Origin of the sequence: Roseateles sp. NT4 (assembly GCF_051857475.1) — a bacterium.
Classification (GTDB): Bacteria; Pseudomonadota; Gammaproteobacteria; order Burkholderiales; family Burkholderiaceae_C; genus Pelomonas.
In genome coordinates this window covers 15,126-34,010 of record NZ_JBPZGZ010000004.1, presented here as the reverse complement: position 1 = coordinate 34,010, position 18,885 = coordinate 15,126, and the positions used below count along the sequence as shown (strand labels likewise).

The 18,885-nt window shown below is 67.5% G+C and carries 16 protein-coding genes; 7 read left to right on the top strand and 9 right to left on the bottom strand.

The genetic code is table 11. The features are described from left to right. Positions 1-9: 9 nt before the first annotated feature. The 5 genes from ACS5PN_RS23355 to ACS5PN_RS23335 all read left to right on the top strand — a co-directional run bounded on the left by ACS5PN_RS23355 (position 10) and on the right by ACS5PN_RS23335 (position 6,698). A complete protein-coding gene (locus ACS5PN_RS23355; RefSeq protein ID WP_439466422.1) occupies positions 10-1,074 on the top strand; it encodes a hypothetical protein in 1,065 nt (354 codons plus the stop codon). Continuing rightward, complete coding sequence (locus ACS5PN_RS23350) at positions 1,071-1,766, top strand: hypothetical protein (protein WP_439466421.1); 696 nt, start codon at positions 1,071-1,073, stop codon at positions 1,764-1,766. The genes ACS5PN_RS23355 and ACS5PN_RS23350 overlap by 4 nt, the downstream gene beginning before the upstream one ends. Next, on the top strand, positions 1,763-2,245 hold the full coding sequence (locus ACS5PN_RS23345; protein ID WP_439466420.1) for a hypothetical protein: 483 nt from the start codon (positions 1,763-1,765) through the stop codon (positions 2,243-2,245). Before ACS5PN_RS23350 ends, ACS5PN_RS23345 begins: the two co-directional genes overlap by 4 nt. Next, entirely contained in the window at positions 2,242-4,722 is a 2,481-nt protein-coding gene (locus ACS5PN_RS23340) for a secretin N-terminal domain-containing protein (RefSeq protein WP_439466419.1), read from the top strand. Before ACS5PN_RS23345 ends, ACS5PN_RS23340 begins: the two co-directional genes overlap by 4 nt. 221 nt (positions 4,723-4,943) lie before the next feature. Beyond that, positions 4,944-6,698: a hypothetical protein gene (locus ACS5PN_RS23335; RefSeq protein WP_439466418.1), complete on the top strand. Its 1,755-nt coding sequence runs from the start codon at positions 4,944-4,946 to the stop codon at positions 6,696-6,698. Positions 6,699-6,855: 157 nt separating this feature from the next. Here ACS5PN_RS23335 and ACS5PN_RS23330 read toward each other — a convergent pair whose 3' ends face one another. Next, positions 6,856-7,746 carry an FkbM family methyltransferase gene (locus ACS5PN_RS23330; RefSeq protein WP_439466417.1) on the bottom strand — a complete coding sequence of 297 codons (891 nt, stop codon included), beginning with the start codon at positions 7,744-7,746 and terminating at the stop codon, positions 6,856-6,858. A 179-nt stretch (positions 7,747-7,925) separates the two neighbouring features. Here ACS5PN_RS23330 and ACS5PN_RS23325 point away from each other — a divergent pair, with 179 nt between their 5' ends. Together ACS5PN_RS23325 and ACS5PN_RS23320 are read left to right on the top strand one after the other, a co-directional pair. Then, the gene (locus tag ACS5PN_RS23325; protein WP_439466416.1) at positions 7,926-9,614 is read left to right on the top strand and encodes a GspE/PulE family protein; all 1,689 of its coding nucleotides are present in this window, start codon (positions 7,926-7,928) and stop codon (positions 9,612-9,614) included. 42 nt (positions 9,615-9,656) lie between these two features. Then, positions 9,657-10,424: a hypothetical protein gene (locus tag ACS5PN_RS23320; RefSeq protein ID WP_439466415.1), complete on the top strand. Its 768-nt coding sequence runs from the start codon at positions 9,657-9,659 to the stop codon at positions 10,422-10,424. A 10-nt stretch (positions 10,425-10,434) separates the two neighbouring features. On the opposite strand, the gene ACS5PN_RS23315 is transcribed toward ACS5PN_RS23320, so the two are convergent. From ACS5PN_RS23315 to ACS5PN_RS23280, 8 genes are read right to left on the bottom strand one after another with little or no spacing between them, the layout of a single operon-like run. Continuing rightward, the gene (locus tag ACS5PN_RS23315) at positions 10,435-12,318 is read right to left on the bottom strand and encodes a polysaccharide biosynthesis protein (protein ID WP_439466414.1); all 1,884 of its coding nucleotides are present in this window, start codon (positions 12,316-12,318) and stop codon (positions 10,435-10,437) included. 13 nt (positions 12,319-12,331) lie between these two features. Further along, positions 12,332-12,928 carry a sugar transferase gene (locus ACS5PN_RS23310; RefSeq protein ID WP_439466413.1) on the bottom strand — a complete coding sequence of 199 codons (597 nt, stop codon included), beginning with the start codon at positions 12,926-12,928 and terminating at the stop codon, positions 12,332-12,334. Positions 12,929-12,936: 8 nt separating this feature from the next. Continuing rightward, entirely contained in the window at positions 12,937-14,106 is a 1,170-nt protein-coding gene (locus tag ACS5PN_RS23305) for a DegT/DnrJ/EryC1/StrS family aminotransferase (protein ID WP_439466412.1), read from the bottom strand. Between the two features lie 19 nt (positions 14,107-14,125). Beyond that, positions 14,126-14,806: a class I SAM-dependent methyltransferase gene (locus tag ACS5PN_RS23300; protein ID WP_439466411.1), complete on the bottom strand. Its 681-nt coding sequence runs from the start codon at positions 14,804-14,806 to the stop codon at positions 14,126-14,128. Further along, the gene (locus tag ACS5PN_RS23295) at positions 14,803-16,029 is read right to left on the bottom strand and encodes a glycosyltransferase family 4 protein (protein WP_439466410.1); all 1,227 of its coding nucleotides are present in this window, start codon (positions 16,027-16,029) and stop codon (positions 14,803-14,805) included. Before ACS5PN_RS23295 ends, ACS5PN_RS23300 begins: the two co-directional genes overlap by 4 nt. Then, positions 16,026-17,102, bottom strand: coding sequence for a glycosyltransferase (locus ACS5PN_RS23290; RefSeq protein ID WP_439466409.1), 1,077 nt, complete (start codon positions 17,100-17,102; stop codon positions 16,026-16,028). The genes ACS5PN_RS23295 and ACS5PN_RS23290 overlap by 4 nt, the downstream gene beginning before the upstream one ends. Further along, the gene (locus ACS5PN_RS23285) at positions 17,099-17,665 is read right to left on the bottom strand and encodes an acyltransferase (protein WP_439466920.1); all 567 of its coding nucleotides are present in this window, start codon (positions 17,663-17,665) and stop codon (positions 17,099-17,101) included. Before ACS5PN_RS23285 ends, ACS5PN_RS23290 begins: the two co-directional genes overlap by 4 nt. Continuing rightward, positions 17,665-18,861 (bottom strand): lipopolysaccharide biosynthesis protein, encoded by a 1,197-nt coding sequence (locus ACS5PN_RS23280; protein ID WP_439466408.1) that lies wholly within the window; start codon positions 18,859-18,861, stop codon positions 17,665-17,667. Before ACS5PN_RS23280 ends, ACS5PN_RS23285 begins: the two co-directional genes overlap by 1 nt. Between the last annotated feature and the right edge of the window lie 24 nt (positions 18,862-18,885).

Here is an 18,885-nt window from a genome sequence, read left to right as displayed (position 1 = left end):
CGCCAAGGAATGCTCACCCGTCCCAGCCTTGTTCCCATCGAGCGCAGTGAACTGCGCCATGTGACGCTCAAGCTCCCGCCGCTCAAGGGCCGTGCGCTGCAGTCCGCCATGCGCCTGCAGTTGCTGCCGTATGTCCCGGCCGGCTCCCGCCTGGCCTTTGCCTACCGCGAGCAGAGTGACGGTCAGCTCCAGGCCTGGCTGTGGCAACCTGCCTCCGACGTCCAGGCTCGTGACTTGCGCCAGCACTGGCCGCAACCCCTGCTCGAGCAGCCCGGCCAGGGCCTGCGCCTGCTGGCCCGCGGCGCCGGCAGCGAAGCGCAATATTGGGTCGACGGCGAACTGAGGCTGACGCGCTGGTGGCCCGCCGTACCGTCGGAGTCGGACTGGGCCCTGTTCGTACGCGCTGCGGGCCTGCAACCCGACGATCACCCCCGGCCCCAGCGCAGCTCGCCGGTCCAGATCGGCACCCCCGCACGCGGCTGGCTGCGCGGCGACAACCTGCCCACGCCCGACCCCTGGGCCGGCTGGCGCTGGCAAGCCGCGCTGCTGCTGGTGGGCGGTCTCGTCGCTGTCGGCATCGGCGTCCATCTGCAAACCGTGCATCAGCTGCGCGAAGACCAGGCCCTGCTCGCCCGGCTGCGCAGCGAGCGCGAGCAGGCCCTGGGTCAGCGCAGCCGCTATCTGGCGCTGCGAGAGGACTTCGACGCACTGCGCGCCCTCGCCCCGCGCAGCTCGCAACTCGAACTGTTGGACAAGGTGGTCGCCAGCGGCATCCTTGCGGCACCGCCCGGCCTGCCCGCGCCGGCAGCCTCCGCAGCGACCAACGCTGCCCCCGGCACGATCACCGCAGCACCGGCGGGCGCCACAACCGCAGTGCCGTCCGCGCCCAGCCTCGCCGAATGGGACTATCGCAATGGCCAGCTCAAACTCGCGCTCGACATTCCGGAAGGCCAACTCGTCATGCTCGACATCACCCGGCGCATCGAGAAGCTGCAGGGTTTCAGCGAGGTGCGCATCGGCCTGGACTCCAGCAACACCAGCCTGATCCTGAACATGCGGGTGGCTGCGCCATGAGCACGCTCGTCACCCAGCTCTCCGCCCAGTGGCAGCAGCTGCGAGCCCAGTTGCGCCCCAGCGCCCAGAACCGCACGCTGTGGCTGCTCGTCGCCGTCGGCCTGCTCGCTGTTGCGGGGGAACTCGGCATGCGCGCCTGGGAGCACCAGCAGAAACTCGATCGCGACCTCGTTGCGCTGCGCAAACGTGTGCAGGCCCTGCAGGTTTCTGCCGATCGGGTTGACTGGGTACAACTCAGTGGCCAGCTGGGCACCGCCCAGCAGTCCTTCCAGGACCAGCTCTGGCATGCCCCCTCCGAAGCCCAGGCCCAGGCCATGCTGCGTGACTGGCTCAGCAGCATGCTGAAAGACGCCGACATCGCCCGCCCGACGCTGCGCCTGCAACCCGTGCAAGCTGCTGCTCCGGCGCAGGCAGCTTCGGCCGGCGAGCCAGCTGAAAATCCCAACCCGAACGGTCTCGGCGCCCGCCTGGCCCGTGAAGCCGTGCGCGCCCGCGCACAGATCAGTTTCGAGCTCGTCCCGGGCTCGCTGGAGACCGTGCTGCAACGGGTCGAGCGCGGTGGTCAGCTCGCCAGCGTCGACGCACTGTCCGTCTCCAAGCGCAGCCGGCGCATCGAAATAACCATTTCCGTCCCCGTCATCATCGAAGCCCAGCCCGCTGACAAGGCGGCCGCCAAGCCGTCGTCCAAATGAACGCGCTGATCGCCCATCCGCTCGCCCGCCTAGCCGCGGCATTGCTCGCCTGGCTCGCCCTGGGCGCCTTCGGCTGGTGGTGGCATCGGCCGGCACCGTTGGCCCAGTCCGCCACTGCAGCGGCACAGCAACCCACACCGCCTTCGCTGCGGGGCACGGCCGACCTGTCCCGCGACCCGCTCTGGTCGCGCCTGCAGGCGGCTGACCCCTTCGCTTTGCAGCGCGCCGCGCCCCCGCCAGCAGCCACGACGGCTGCCGGCACCGCAGGTAGCGAAGAAATCGTCTGGCGCTTCGCCGCCCTGACCGAGAACCACGGCCAACGCCAGTTGGTGATGACGGCCAACGAACAGCCGCCGCTGCTGCTCAAGGCCGGCGACAAGCTGCCCAACGGCGAACGCCTCACATCCCTCAATGCCACCAGCGTCCAGCTGCAGGACGCCAAAGGCCGCAAGCGCACCATCCAGTTGATCGAGCCATGACCAAGCACGCCCTACTCACGCCTCGACTGCTGCCCCGCGGCATGTTCTCCACGGCCGTCGCCGCCGCGGTGGCGACCACCCTCAGCGGCTGCCAGCACCTGACCACTCCTGTCCTGCCCGATCGCCGCGACGAAGCGCCCGTTCCCTTCCCATCTCTGGTTACGGCAGCGGAAGCCGCGGCCTCCGCTGGCGCGGCCGCGGACCCGGCACCGCGCAGCAATGTCCGTCTTTTCCAGACACCCGGCGTCCAGCCCAGCACGCGCAGCGCCACGCGCACCAACCCCGCGAACAGCAATCCTGCGGAACCCGAGATTGCCGCCGCGGTCTCGCTGGAACAGCTGCCGCTGCCCGTCTTCATCGACACGGTCTACGCCACCATCCTCAAGCGCAACGTCTCGGTCGACCCTTCCATCGCCACGCGCAAGGAACTCGTGTCGCTGAAGTCCGGCAAGACGCTTTCCGCCACCGCACTGTCCGAAGCCGCCCGCGCCGTGCTCAAGAGCTATGGGCTGGCCGTCACCGAGTTCGACAACCTCGTGCGCGTCACCCCTGCCGGTGGCAACGCCGGATATCTACCGGAGCTGCAGCGCGGCCGCGCCTCGCCCGACGTGCCGCAATCTCTGCGCCCGGTGTTCTATATGGCCGAACTGGAGAGCGTCAGCCCCAGCAACGTCGCCGGCTGGCTCAAGACCTTGTTCGGCCAGCGTGTCAATGTGCAAGAGGACCTCGGCCGCCAGGCGGTGCTGCTCAGCGGCCAGACCGATGACGTGAGCGCGGCTCTCGAGGCCATCCAGGTGCTGGACCAGCCGCAGATGCGCGGCCGCAACAGCGCCCGCATCGCCCCGTTGTACTGGTCGGCCGATGAACTGTCCAAGAAGCTGACCGAGATTCTCCAGGCCCAGGGCTACAACGTCGGCAACTCCGGCACTGCTCAGGCGCCGATCATCCTGCTGCCCATCGGCCCGCTGAATTCCGTCATCGTCTTCGCCGCCTCGGACGATGTGCTCAACCATGCGCTGCGCTGGGCCAACGAACTCGACCAGCCGGCCAGCGGCCGGGGCACGGCGGGCTACTTCACCTATGCCGTGCGCAATATGGACGCCGGCGAGCTGGCCAAGACGCTGCAGGAGGTGATGAACCCCGCTGCCGCCACTGCCACTGCCACGGCCACGGCGACGGCCACGCCAAGCAGCAGTTCATCCGTCAGGTCCCGCGTCGTCGTCAACGCCGCCAGCAACACCCTCATCATCCAGGGCAGCCCTACCGAGTACCAGCAATGGTTCGGCCTGCTGCAGGAACTGGACCGCCCCGCCCGCACCGCCCTCGTTTCCGTCACCGTCGCCGAAATCGCGCTGGACAACACCGAGACCTTGGGCTTCAGCTGGATCCTCGACCAGTTCCGCATTGGCGGTTTCAACATCAACCTCAAAAGCGCCAACAACACGGGCAACTCCTCCGGTGCGGTAGCCCAGATCAGCAGCCGAACCAACAGCACCACTGCGCTGATGAATGCGCTGGCCGCCGCAAGCAAGGCACGCATCCTGGCCAACCCCAGCATCCTGGCCCGCAACGGTGAAACTGCTTCCATCCAGGTGGGTCAGGACGTTCCCATCATCACGCAGCAGCAGCAGTCCACTACCGGTACGGGAGTCCCAGGTGGTGGTTCCAACGTGCTGAATTCCATTCAGTACCGGAATGCCGGTGTCATCCTGCAGGTCAAGCCCGTCATCCACTCCGGGGGCCGCATCGACCTTGATGTCAGTCAGGAAGTTTCAGCGGTTGTCGCCACCGATCTCGGTGTGCAGGTCAGCCCGACGTTTTCAACGCGCAAGCTCACGACCAAGCTGTCCGTCTCCGACGGCACAACGGTGTTGCTTGGCGGCTTGATGCGCGAGGACAACACCCTTACGAACAGCGGCATTCCGCTCATCAAGGACATCCCTGTCGTCGGTCACCTCTTCAAGAGCAGCACCGATAAACGCATCCGCACCGAGCTCGTCGTCCTCGTGACCCCCTACGTCGTCAACGACGAGTTCGAGGCACACGCCATCACCGATGCCTTCCGGCGCCAGTTCAGCTGGGACAGCAACACCCCGCTCCAACATCTGCGCCCGCCATTGGTGGACACGGGCAACCGCCCACCAGAGGGCATCCGCCCGGGTGACACCAACGCCAGCAAGCCCTATGTGCTGCCGCCTGCCGGGACACAAACTCCCGCCAAAGCCGGTTCCAGCGCATCTGGCGTTGGCACGCAACAACAATCGCCTCGGGACTTACCCGCGGGTGCCAGCGCCCGGCCGGCTGCCGTCCTCGACTCTTCCGCTAACGTCCGATCCCAAGCGGGTGCTCCCGCGACGCCCGCCTCGGGCGTGCAGCCTCGACTACCCGGCGATAAACCGGGCCCGGGCGCAGGCAAACCCGTGGAAGACCCCCAGCTACTGAAGGAGCTCATGGATGCCGTGAACCGCAAGCGATGAACCCAAACCCTGCGGTGACTCGGTTGTGCCTTTCACACACGCAAGACCGCACCCCTCCATGGGCTAACCCCCCTCAGACAAACCCCGACACCTGCAACAAAACCTGTATTCGAGCCCGTTTCACCATTGCTGCCCCTTGGGCTGTGGGTATACTGCTCGGTAGCTGTCACATCAACCAACGGTGCAGCGGCGTGTCCGGTAGGAAAACCTAGGTAGCCGGCATGCTTGTTGAGGTGTCAACTTCAAACGTTCTCTTGATCGAGGAAATTTCAATGAAACAAAAGCTTCTTTCTGCACTGGTCGTGGCCGCTGTCGCTGGCATGGCTGTGAATGCCAACGCTGGTGTGATCCAGTCGTCTTACAAGAACTACGCTGCAGAAGTGTTCGGTGACAACACCGTTGTCCTGACCGCTCCGACCATCGGTTACGCCCTGGCTCTGCCGCTGACCGGCACCGCCGCCAACCCCAACAGCTTCACCATCCAGTGGACCCTGTCGGGTGGCGCTGTGTGGAATGCAGCTCCTGCCGCCGCCACCATCGTGCTGGCCCAGCCTGATGGCACCGTTGCTGCCCAAAGCGCGACGACCTATCAAGTTGCCGCCCCCACGCTGAGCGCCGACAAGACGACCCTGACCGCCGTGGTCACCGTCTACTCCAACTACACGACCGGCTCGCAAGTCGTGCTGGGCGGTGGCGGTGCCGTTCAAGTTACCAAGGTCGGTACGACCCTGGGCGCCCCGGCTCTGTCGACTGATGGTTGCAGCGATGCTGTCGCTTCGGTCAACGTGACGGCCAAGCTGACCAACGCCGCTGGCACCGAGTTCGACTCCAACTTCACCCTGGCTCCGCTGCTGAACACGACCCCCATCGTGCAATCGCGTCGCGCCATTGAAGTGCTGGCCCTGGCTTCCTCCGCTTTCCCGCGCACGACCGCTGGCGCGCTGGACACCGACATCGAGCAATCGAAGGTTGACGTCCTGCTGCCTTCCGCTGGCAAGCTGTTCACGAACACGCCGGCTGACATCACGGCCAGCACCACCGTGCTGAACCTGGGTCAAGTCATCGTGCGTGACCGCGCCGTCCTGTTTGACCTGAACGGCACGAACCCGTACAGCGTTGGCACGGCTGGCTTCGGCACGAACCCCGCCACCAGCGTCGGTATCGTGGAAGCCAACGGCATCACCTTCAAGGTCGCCGGCAAGTTCGCCACGGGCGGCACGGTGACGGTCAATGCCAACACGATCGCTGCTGGCGGTGCCACCGTGGTCGGTGCAGCCATCCCCTCGACGGTTACGTTCAATGCTGACCGCACGGAAGCTACCGTCACGGTCGCTGCTGCTGACCTGACCGACGCAGCGTTCACGAAGGACACCAACGGCTCCACGCCGACGGCTCGCCGCCTGAACGTGATCTACACGGTCACTGGCACGGCTCAAGTCCCGGTTGCTCAGTTCAAGCTGACCAGCGGCCAGCTGAACAAGGCTGCCACTTCGCTGGAAGCGCCGAACGTTGCTTGCCCTGGCAACCTGTACAACCTGCTGGCCAATGGCGTGCAAGTTGACGTGCGCAACTACGTGCCGGACGTGGCTGCTACGCCGTCGGGCGGCTGGAAGAGCATCGTCCGCATCATCAACACCGACGAAGCCCAATCGGCTGACGTGTCGGGCACGGTGCTGCACCGCAACGGCGACCTGGGCGCTTCCGCTGTCCTGGTGACCCTGAAGCCGCGTGAAGTGGTTTACATGCAAAGCGCCCAGATCGACGCCAAGCTGTCTGCCGCTGCTACCGCTACGGCTACCGCCTTCGGCGCTGATGACATCGGCCAAAACGCTCGCCTGCGTCTGACCGCTGCCACCTCGTCGATCCGCGTGCAGAACTACCTGTACAACCCGGCCAACGGCAACTTCATCGAAGGTTCGTCGGCTCAGGGCGACGAAGGCCCGACGCTGGCTGTTCGCGACTCGGTGAACAAGTAATCTCTTCGGAGATTGCAACTAAAGCGGAGGGCTTCGGCCCTCCGTTTTTTTTGCCTATGCGGCATGTGATGCGGCGTAGCGCAACCTGCGGCAGCCGCAGATATTCCTCGCCAAAGGGCGATGTAGGGTGAGCTACCACCGCATATGCGGCGCGGACCTATTGAATGAGCAGGTCCGTGAAGCGACCGTCTACCCCGAGACGTTGCCACACAGCGTCAAAGGCCGCTTCCGAAACCGGTACAGGCCCTGCGTCCAGTTCAAGGTCGTGGAAGTGTGTGTAGCCCGACTCCAAGATGGCCTGCTTTAGCACCTCATAGGACCTGTTGCGCTGCATGCCGTAAGGCCAGAACTCGACGACCAGCGGCGGCCGGCCCTTCAGCGTGCGGGCAGCGCCCTGCAGGACGTAGCCTTCAAAACCCTGCGTGTCCATCCAGATCAGGCAGCCCTGCTGCTCGCCACCGATCTGACTGTCCAGGCTCTCACAACGCACGACGGTGCGTTCACGGCGCGCTTCACCGAAGCGGCCGTCTTCAGTGCCCAGGCTGACGCGATGGTCTCCATAGTTGTCTTTGGACAGCTCGAAAACCAGTTGCTCGCCATCCCGGGCACCTAGCGCCATATGCCGCGCCTCGATGCGCGACGCCAGTCCGTTGAGATGGATGTTGGCCGCCAGCAGCGAGTAATTGAAGCTCTCGGGCTCGAAGGCTAGGGCTTTCTCGAACAGGCCACGCTTCACGGCGGCGATACAGATACAGCCGATGTTGGCACCAATGTCCAGCAGTAAACCGGGTTTGGAGGTTGGGCCCAAAAGGCGCATCACCTTCTCGAACTTTTCGAAATCAAACTGCCCCCGGACATACAGCTCGCGAGCGATGGCCTGGTCTCCCGACGACACCAGGTAGGTCTCCTGGCCCCGTTGGCTGATCAACACAGAACCCTTGGGCGCGGCATCGAAAACCGCCATGCGCCACGAAGCGCTGTGCTGCAGGCCCGCCCAGTGAAGCGCACGCGCAAGCGCTGTGGCCGCCACCCGCAGGGTCTTGCGCACAAGGCGCTGAGGTGAGGCGGTCGATGAGGACGCCGGAGAACTAGGAGCAGAGGACATGCAAGGGGGCGCGGGGGGCGTGAAGCAACATGCGATTCTAGAAAGCCCTCAGGGCGCGACTGAAGCCGACTCTCGCCCCCGCCTATGATTCGGACCGCGACGTCCTTTCCTCTCCGGTACCCATGCGCCTTGGTGAACTCCTGATCGAACGCAACCTGCTTGATGCTGCAAGCCTGAGCCAGGCGCTGCAGCAGCAGGCCGGCAACGCTGCGGGCCAGCGGCTGGGCGCGATCCTGGTGCGAATGGGACTGGTCTCCGAGCCCAGCCTCTACAGCGCTTTGTCGCATCAGCTGGGCCTGCCGTTGTGGGATGCCAAGGAGCAGCCGCAGTGGCTTGAACATGCATTGGCACCGGCTGCCGCAGCGTCGCAGTTGCCTGCCGCACTGGCGCGGCGCTGGAGCGCCTTCACGGTGCCGGCCGATGGTTCGCTGTTGTTGATCGCGCGCGACCCGCTGTTGCCCGAATTGCAGGAATTTGCGCAACGCCTGGCCGGCACACGCCCGTTGCAGCCCTGGCTGGCGCAGAGCGCCGACATGGCCCGCGCGCTGGCACAGATTCTTGACGACGCAGCGCCGGCCGCCATGGCGTCCAACGACCTGCGCCAGCTCGCCCAGGACGCGCCCATTGTGGAGTTCGTCGCGACGATGCTGTCGCGAGGCACCGACCAGCATGCCTCCGACATCCATATCGAGCCGGCCGAAGGTGCCTTCAATGTGCGCTATCGGGTGGACGGCCAGTTGCGGGCGACGGAGACCCACGCACGCGAGCGTTTCGATGCCGTGGTGAGCCGCATCAAGCTGGTCAGCGGCCTGGACATCGCGGAGCGCCGCCTGCCCCAGGACGGCCGCTTCTCGACGCGCGCCGCCGGCATCGAAACCGAGGTGCGGGTGTCGGTGATTCCCTCCGTGCATGGCGAATCGGTGGTCATGCGTCTGCTGCCCAAGACCGCGCACCGGCGCTTCCGCCTGGACGCCCTGGGCTTCGAGCCCGATCACCTCGCGGCGCTGCAGGCCTCCCTCACCGAGCCAGACGGCATCATCCTCGTCACCGGCCCGACCGGCTCCGGCAAGAGCACCACGCTGTACGCCGCCTTGGCTGCAACCGACACGGCTTCCACGCGGGTGCTGACGGTGGAGGACCCGGTGGAGTACCAGCTGCCGGGCATCACGCAGTTCCAGGTCCAGGCCGACATCGGCTTCACCTTCCCGGCAGCGCTGCGCTCCATCCTGCGCCACGATCCCGACACGGTGATGATCGGCGAGATCCGCGACCCCGAGACGGCCGGCATCGCCATCCAGGCCTCGCTGACGGGCCACAAGGTGCTGTCCACCTTGCACACCAACGATGCACCGTCGGCCTTCGTGCGCCTGATCGACATCGGCGTGGAACCCTTCCTGTTGGCGGCCAGCGTGCGCACGGTGATCGCCCAGCGGCTGATACGCCGGCTTTGCCCGCATTGCGCCACGCCCATCGTCCTGGAGGCGCTGCCCACCAGCCTGCGCAAGCAAGCCGAGATGCTCGGGCTGACCGCCGCGGACTATGCCGGCCGCGAGCCCCAGGGCTGTGCCGAATGCGACGAGACGGGCTATCGGGGCCGCACGGGCGTGCACGAGGTGCTGGCCGTGACGCCGGGGCTGCGCGCCGCGCTGTCGGGCGGCCGGATTTCCGATCATGAGGTCCGACAGCATGCCCAGCCGGGCTTTCGCAATCTGTCACAGGACGCGCTGCTACGATTCTGGCGCGGCCTGACCAGCGCTGCCGAGGTGGTCGCACTGGCCAGCAGCCAGGCCGACCTCCACGAAACGACTTGACATCGTCCTCCTGGCTGCCCCGCGCGGCTCATTCGCCATCTCATGTATCGCCAACTCTCTCTTCTCGTGCTGGCTGGCCTGACGGCCGGATTTGGCAGCACCAGTGTTTCCGCCCAGACCGCCGCTGCACCCGTGGCCACCGCTGCGTCGGGCCCGGCTGCCGTCGAACGGCAGGAATGGGAATTGCGCCGCCAGCGCTTCCTGCAAACCCTGCAGTTGCTCAAGCAGAACGATGCACTCGCGCGCCGCGACTTCGAACGCCAAGTTCGCGCTTTCGAACAGCGCCCCTTCTCGCTGACGCCGCTCGAGGCGATGGATTACATCGGTGCCGTATTCGTTCCCCAGGCGGGGGTCGAGAAGCTGCTGCCCCTGGTGGCCGCACAAGCGGCGCTGGGGCTTTACGACGTCCAGCGTTTCGGCAGCACGCTGAGCGAGGCCCATCTGATGGAAGTCGAGGGCTTCCTGCTGCGGCCGCTGGTCCTGGTCGGCGCTGAACAGACCGAGAAGTCACGCGCCTTCCTGCGCGACCAGCCGGAGCGCGCAGCGCAGCTCGTACAGGAAGGGCTGCAACTGGCCAACGGTGAACGCATCGGCCCCGCCTATGACACGCACTGGGTGCGTGCCTTGGGTCGCTGCGCTCCGGAAATCGCCGCCAACTGCCCGCCGCTGCGCGACGTGCCCGTCGCCGAATGGGACGACATCTGGGCCAAGGTCAAGCAGCGCGTCACGGGCTACTACCGGTTCGCGACCAAGGCCGCGCCCGCTGCGAGCGCCCCGGCCGCCAGCACGCCGGCCTCCGCGGCGCGCTGATCCCGACGGCTCAGCGCCGTTCAGCGGGGCTGTATTCGGGCAGCCAACGCTTCAATTGCGCCCGCAGCTCGAGCTCGCTCAAGGGTGGCTCGGCCGTCGCGCCCTGCGCCGGCAACCATTGCACGATGCTGGAGCCCGCGGCTGCGTCGCCGGCCGCCCCCAGCTGGGCCAGGCGCAGTGCAGCGAACGGCGTCGCGAGGGTGCGGTCACCATCGGCGAGCAATTCCTCGTAGAGCTTCTCACCCGCGCGCAGGCCGGTGAACTCCACGCGGATCTGGTCGGACGAGTGCCCCGACAGCCGGATCATGTCGCGCGCCAGGTCGACGATCTTGATCGGCTCGCCCATGTCCAGCACAAAGACCTGGCCGGTGTCGCCGATGGCACCGGCCTGCACGACGAGTCGCGCCGCCTCCGGGATGGTCATGAAGTAGCGCGTGATGTCGGGGTGGGTCACCGTGACGGGCCCGCCGCGCGCGATCTGTTCTTTGAATTTGGGGATCACGCTGCCGCTGCTGCCAAGCACATTGCCAAAGCGCACCGCCATGAACTTCGTGGCGCCGCCCTGCCCCGCCATGTAGCTCACCACCAGTTCCGCCGCGCGCTTGGTGGCACCCATCACATTGGTCGGGTTGACGGCCTTGTCGGTGCTGATGAGCACGAAGCGCTCCGCGCCGCTTTCTGCCGCGGCCGTGCAGGCGTAGTAAGTTCCCAGCGTGTTGTTGCGCAGCGCGGCCCAGGCGTTTTCTTCCATCAAGGGCACATGCTTGTAGGCCGCGGCGTGAAAGACGATCTGCGGCCGGTGCTTGCCGAAGACGAAGCGCAGCTGCTGCAGGTCCTTCACGTCGCCGATCAACCGCACCAGCGGCAGATGCGGGAACTTCTCGGTGAGTTCCTGCTCGATCGTGTAGAGCGCGAATTCGCTGAGCTCATACAGCACGAGGCGCGAAGGGCCATAGCGTGCGACCTGGCGGCAGAGTTCCGATCCGATGGAACCGCCGGCGCCGGTGATCAGCACGACCTTGCCGCTCAGGCATTCGCTGATGCCGCCTTCGTCGAGCTGGACGGGCTCGCGGCCCAGCAGGTCTTCGGGCTCGATGTCGCGCACCTGGTTGACCGAGCGGCCGGCGAGCAGCTCCTGGCTGCTCGGGACGGTCAGCACGGCCAGTCCGCTCTGGCTGGCCAGGTCCAGCGCATGGCGGCGCGCCGGCACGCTGGCGCCGGGCATGGCGATGATGACGTGGTCGACCCCATGCAGCTGCGCGAACTCAGCGGCCTGCTCCAGCCGCCCCAGGACAGGCAGGCCCGCAACACGACCACCCAGCTTGGCGGGGTCGTCGTCCAGGAAGCCGACGACCACCCAGCCCTGGCTGTGCTGGATGCCGGCGACCAAGAGCCGGCCCGCGTCGCCCGCGCCCATCACCAGGGCGCGGCGGCGCTCCTGCGCGCTGCCACTGATGCGGCTGCGCATGTGCTCGTAAAGCATGCGGTAGCCCATGCGCATCATGGCCAGCAGCATCAGCGTGAAGAGGGGGTGCAGGGCCAGCACGGCGCGTGGCACCGCATGCAGATGCGCCATCAACACCGCGGCAGCGCCGATGAGGCCGGCCAGCGCACAGGCCAGGGCCAGCCGCTTGACCTCACCAAAGCCCGAGAAGCGCCACATGCCCTTGGGCACGTGCAGCATCCGCAGCACAGCGGTGTAGATGACCAACAGGCCCAGCAGCACCCAGCCGTCGTAATCCGGGCGGGCAGAAAACCAGCGCTCGAAGCCGAGGCGGAAGAGGTAGGTGGCCTGCCAGGCGACGGCGACGACGAGAACGTCGAGCAGCAGGGCCAGCGCCTCGCGACGGGGTCGCAGGCGGGTCAGCAAGGTGTCGAGAAACAGCCAGTTCATCGGGGTGGGATTGTCAGCCGCGCCGAAAGCGGATCACACGGGCCAGCGTCGCCAGGATCAGGCGCAGGTCGGTCGCCAGGCTCGCCTGCGCGGCATAGTCGGCCGAGAGCTTCAGCTTGGCCGGCATGACGACCTCGCGGTATTCGCGCTCGGGGTCGGCGGCCGCCGCCAGCAGTTCAGCCTCGTGGCTGAAGGCCAGCGAGGCCGGATCGGTGATGCCGGGTCGCACGGCGAGCACGCGCTCGCGCAACTCGGCCGGGTAGAGCTCCACATAGCGCGGCAGTTCGGGCCGCGGGCCGACCAGGCTCATGGCGCCGCGCAGCACGTCCCAGAGCTGGGGCAGCTCGTCGAGCTTGGTCTGGCGCAGGAAATGGCCCGAGCGCGTGATGCGCGGGTCGGCGCCGACGGTGATGGCCGCACCCGGCTCGACGCGCATGGTGCGGAATTTGTGGATGCTGAAGGGCACGCCGAAGCGCCCGACACGGATCTGCCGGAACAGCGCCGGGCCGGGTGAATCGAGCTTGACCCAGGCCGCCGCCAGCAGCAGTACGGGCGCCAGCACCAGCAGGCCCAGCGCCGCGCAGACGATGTCGAACAGGCGTTTGATCAAGCCAGCACTCAGCCGAGCAGCGCGCGCACGGCGGCGATGACGCGCTCGACATCCGCATCGCTCATGGCCGTGTACAGCGGCAGGCTGACCGTGCGCTCATAAGCCTTCTGCGAGTGCGGGAACTGCTCGGGCGTCAGGCCGTAGCGGTCACGCCAGTAGGGATGCTGGTGCAGGGGCACGTAATGCACGCTGCAGCCGATGCCGGCGGCGTACATGCCCTCGATGAAGGCGTCGCGCGTGATGCCGGCCTCGTCGGCCAGGCGCACGACGTAGAGATGCCAGGAGTGCGTATCGCCCTCGGGCGCTTCCGGCGGCAGCACGAGGGGCAGGTCGGCGAAGGCCTCGTGATAGCGCGCCGCGATCTGTTCGCGGCGGACCTGGAAGCCCGGCAGGCGCTTGAGCTGGTGCAGGCCCAGGGCCGCGGCGATGTCGGTCAGGTTGTATTTGAAGCCGGGCGCGACGATCTCGTAGTACCAGCTCGGCGTCTTGGCCGTGAAGCGGTCGAAGGCATCGCGGCTCATGCCGTGCAGGCGCATGACGCGGGCGCGCTTGGCCAGCTCGGTATTGCGCGTGACCAGCATGCCGCCCTCGCCCGTCGTCATGGTCTTGTTGGCGTAGAAGCTGAACACCGTGGCATCGCTGCCGAGCGTGCCGATCAGCTCTTTCTCCAGCGTCGTCGGCAGCGCGTGCGCCGCGTCCTCGATGACGCGCAGGCCATGGCGGCGGGCGATGTCCAGGATGGCCAGCATGTCCACGGCCAGGCCGGCGTAGTGCACGGGCAGGATGGCCTTGGTCTTGGGCGTGATCGCGGCCTCGATGGCGGCGACGTCGATGTTGAGCGTCGCCGGGTCGATGTCGACCAGCTTCACATCGGCACCCAGATAGCGCACGACTTCGGCCGTGGCCGTGAAGGTATGGGTCGTCGTGATGACCTCGTCGCCCGGGCCCAGGCCGATGGCCTCCAGCGCCAGATGCAGGCCGGCCGTGGCCGAGTTGACGGCGATGCACTCGATCTGCGGGTCGCCGAGGAACTCGGCAAAGGCCTGCTCGAAGCGCTTGGCCTTGGGGCCGGTCGTGATCCAGCCGGACTTCAGCGTGTCGACGACCTCGGCGATCTCGTCGTCGCCGAGCTCGGGAAGGGCGAATGGCAGGAAAGGGAGAGGGGGCTGGGTGCTCATCGGACGGGATTTTCGACGATCAGGGTTTCTCGATCAGGACCAGGCGGTGCGTGCGCAGCCAGGGGATGAGATTGAAGAGGCCATAGGCGGCCGGCAGGGCTCGCGCCAGCGGCGGTGCCAGCGTCACACGGCGCGCAGTGAAGCGGCCTTGCGGGAACAGCTCATGCACGCGCTGCAGCGGCACGCCGCGCACATCGGGGTTGCGCGGGTTGTTGACGGTGAAGTCGTACCAGACGACGGCGCCGCCCGGCTTGAGCCAGCGCCACATCGCCTCCGCCACACGCTGCTGCAAGACATCGTCCAGGATGGACGAGAAGACGGTGGACTGCAGCACCAGGTCCTGGCTGGCGGGTGCGATGTCCGCGGCGGACGCATCGCCCACCAGCAGGCGCACGCCTTCCGGCAGGGCCGCCCGCGCGGCGGCCAGGCGCTCGGGCAGCAGCTCGATACCCGTCAGGTGGGCTGGCATCAGCCCCAGGCGCAACAGGTCCAGCAGATTGCCCCCGGCGCCACAGCCGACCTCGGTGGCACGCCAATCGGCGGGGCGGCCGGGACGGGTCGCCAACAGCTGCAGCAACGCGCGCTGGCGCTCCTGCCACATCTGCCAGACCTCGGGGCGCAGCAGGCTGTAGCGGTCGCCTCCATCACCGCGAGCTTGGCGGCGGGCATAGCGCTGGGCGATCTGCTCGAGTTCGCTCACGACAGCGCCTCGATGAATCGGGCCGCCAGCACGGGATAGGCATGGTGGGCCATCGCGAAGGCGCGGCCGCGCTCGCCCATGGCCGCGCGCTCGGCAGGCGACAGCGCCGCGAGCTTCAGCAGGCCCTGGGCCACGGCCTGGGCGTCCTCCGGTGCCACGGTCAGCCCGGCGCCGGCCTCGGCCACCGGGTCATTGCCGGCCTCGACCGAATGCAGCACGGCACGGCCCGCCATCAGGTAGTCGATGAGCTTGTTGGGGGCGATGCCGAAGCGGTAGATGGGCGTGCGCTGCCAGCCGATGTAGGCGATGTCGAAATGACTCAGCAGCGTCGGGATCTGCGCCTTGGGAATGGGTGCGAAGAAGCGCACATGCGTCAGCCCCTCGGCGCTCGCGCGATCGGCCAGCCGTGCCGCCTCGTGGCCGCTGCCGACGAGAACAAAGCTCAACGGCGCATCCTTCACCTTGGCCGCGGCATCCAGCAGCACGTCCAGCGCATTGGGCAAACCCATGGAGCCGGCATAGCCGACGATGATGCGGCCCGCGGCGCGCTCGGCCTCGAGATGGGCCTTGAGCGTTGCCCCCAGCGGCGCGCTGTCGCCCTGCCATTCCTCAGGCGCAAAGCCATTGGGCACGATGCGCAGCCGCTTCAGGTCCAGGCCGCGGGCCGCCATGTGCTCATGCACGCAGGGCAGCATGGAGACGACGACGTCGGCATCGCGATAGGCATCGGCCTCGGCCTTGCCGCACATCATGGCGAAGGGGTGGCGCGGAGACATGCCGGACAGTTCGATCAGCGACAGCGGCCAGAGGTCGTGCACCTCATAGACCAGCTTGGCCTTGGCGAGCTTGGCCAGCTTCTTGGCCACCCACACATCCATGGGGTAGGTGCTGGACGCGATGACGGCATCGGGCCGGAACTCGCGCGTCAGCCGCCAGGCGTCGGCACGCAGCTGGCGCAGGAAGGACAGGATGTTGCGCAGCCGGCCCACACCATTGCCCTGGTAGCTCGGCACCGGCAGCCAGCGATAGCGGATGCCGTCGATGATTTCCTCGCGCGCCAGGCCCGACATCTCGGGCTGCACGGCCCGCACGTGCGAATGGCTGGCCGCGACGATGGTGACCTCATGCCCCGCCTTGACCCATTCGCGGGCCAGGTAGTAGGGCCGGAACTCCATGCCATGGGCGGGCGAGCCGGCGTAGTGGTTGACGAGGAGGATCCTCATGTGGGTGTCAGCTCCTTGAGCCTGGTCAGGAAGCGCTGCACATGAGGCTCGAACAGGCCGTTGGCCGCGACCCAGTCGCGATTGACGACGGCGAGCTTGGCGGCGTCCAGAATCGCCATGCGGGTCGGCAGATCGTCCAGCGAGCCGACGATGAGCCCGCGCGCGGAGTCGCCGATCAATTCGCGGTTGGCGGGCAGTTCCGACAGCAGCGGCACGCAGCCATGGGCCATGGCCTCCAGCACCGAGACCGACACGGAATCGCTTTCGGGCAGGCTGATGAACCAAGTCGAGCGGGCGTAATGGCTGGCCTGGGCTTGGGCATCGAGCCGGCCGACAAAGCTGACCTTGCCGGCCAGGCCGCGGGCAGCGACGTCCGCCTCCAGCGTCTGGCGCAGCGAGCCGTCGTTGGCGACGACCAGCCTTGCCTCGGGTTGCGCCGCCGCGATGCGCGCGAAAGCGTCGATGACGAGTTGCGGCCGGTAGATGGGCTCCAGGCCGCGGTTGGCGAAGCACAGCCAGGGCTGCTTTTTCGCGTTCTGCTTGGGCAGGGCTTCCAGGCCGAAGGGGAAGGTCATCACCTCCTTGGCTCCCAGTTCACGCATGCGCTCGGCCATGTGGATGGAGTCCGACGTCGTCACCGCGCATTCGCGCAGCACCTTCTTCGTCATCCAGCGCCAGGCGCCGCCGCGATAAGGCGTGACGAGGATGTCGCTGCCCCAGGCCGAGCCGGCGATCTGGGCTCGCAGCCGCCAGCCCATGCGGGCCGCCCAGGCCAGGCTGCCGTGGGAGGTCAGGTAGTGGGCATGCAGCCAGTCGGCGTCGGTCTCGGCCAACCAGGCACCAACCTTGGGCAGCTGCTTGATCAGCGCGACATTGCCGCCGCCATGGTCGGGCGCGGTGTTCAGCGCCAGGCGCTGCGCATCGGGCAGCAGTTGCTGGAACTCCGGCAGGAAGCCGCGGGAGGAGATGGCATGCAGCTGCACGCGCGGCTTGAGTGCACGAGCCCACTTCAGCAGATGGGGGCTTTCACCGTCGCCGATGAGGACGAGCTTGAGACCACCGCCGAGACTCACAAGCTGACTCCCGACCAAGCAGCGTAGGCCTCGCGCAGCTCAGGATGTTTGGCCATCAGCGCCGCATCGCGCTCGCGCGTGTCGCCCACCTGGCGGGCCGGCTGGCCAGCCATGATGGCGAAGTCGGGCGCCACGCCGCGCAGCTGCGAGTAGGCACACAGGATGGCGCCCTTGCCCAGGCTGCTGCCGGGCTCGATGAGGCTGTGCGGGCCGACAAAGCTGTAGGCGCCGAGGCGGATGGCGCCCTTGCGGTAGCCCGCCAGTTCGCCGCCCCGCAGGGCACCGAGCCGGCCATTGATGCGCAGCGCATCATGGGTGCTGTGGGTCACGATGGAACAGAAGTTGGTGATCTGCACGCCTTCCTCGATGACGAGGCCGGCACCGGCGTCGATGAAGTTGAACTGGCCGATGAAGACATGGTCGGCCAGCTGCAGACCCGCCTCGCCTTCGATGCAGGTGCTGGGCGCGATGCGCGAATACGGCGCGCCGGCCTCGCCAAAGAGCATGCGAAAGCCGAGCAGCCGAACCAGGCGGCGACGCAAGCGATTGAGGAACACGCGCATCATTCCCAGGTCCACAGTGCCCAGAAGAAGTAGCCGAAGTAGAGCAGCATCGCCGCCGACACGCCCCAGCCGGCGCCGGCCAGGCCGCCCAGCCAGAGCCCGGCCGCGAGGCCGCCGATGAAGAGCACCTGGCCAACCAGGGCCAGCTTCAGTCCCCAGGCCTGGGCGCCCCAGGCCATCATCACGACGGACAGCGGCGCGGCGATGAAGTGCAGGGCCACATAGGGCGCCAGCGACCGTGCCAGCTCACCGGCACCCTGCCATTCAGGCCCGAAGACGGTGGCGAACAACCAGGGGCCGAAGGCCAGCAGGGCCAGCATCAGCGGCAGCGCGATCGCCGCCAGCAGCAGCAGGTTGTGTCGTACCAGCGTACGCGCATCGGCGAAGCTGGCGGCCTGGGTCAGCCGCGGGTAGAGGGCCTGAGACAGCGAGCCGCCGACCAGCGAGGCCGGTGCCTTCAGATAGCGCAGGGCCAGGGCCCAGGCGCCGGCCTCGGGCGAGCCCAGCCAGGCCGTCAGCAGTGCGATGGCCAGCGTGTCCTGCAGCGCACCGGCGAAGGCATGCGGCGTGTTCAGCAACGGGAAGTCGCGATGCTTGGCGGCCATGTCACGCAGCGGCAGCGGCCTGAGCAAGCCGCGCCATCCGCCGGCGGGCGACGGTCGGGCCTGCATCACGGCGGCCACGGCGGTGGCCAGCGCGGCACCGCCAATCAAGCCCCAGGGGCCCGCCTGCAGCAGGCCGAAGCCGACCTGGGCCAGGGCACCGCCGCCCCATTGCACGACCCGGGCCCGCGCCAGGGCGGCGAACTGGCCCGCTCGGGCCGCCCACTGGGCCAGGGCCTGGCTGGACGAGGCTGCCAGCACGATCAGCGGCAAGGCCATGGCCGGCGACAGATCCGCCCACAGCATCCAGGCCCCGCCGACAAGGAGGGCCATCGCCGTCATCGCGAGCAGCATGCGCAGGCACAGCGCCAGCAGGGCCGCGGCGCCCGATTCATCCTTCTCCAGCGCCAGCGCAAACTCGTAGCGCGCGCAGCCGACGACGGCCAGATTGCTGGCCACGGTCCACACCAGGGAGAACTGGCCGTACTCGGCCGGTGTGTACAGCCGGGCGATCCAAGGCCCCAGCAAAAGCGGGATGGCCTGGGCCAGCGCGCTGCCGGCAAGCAAGGTAAGTGTGGCGCGCTTCAGGCTCATGGGGCGCGAGATTCTAGAATCGCT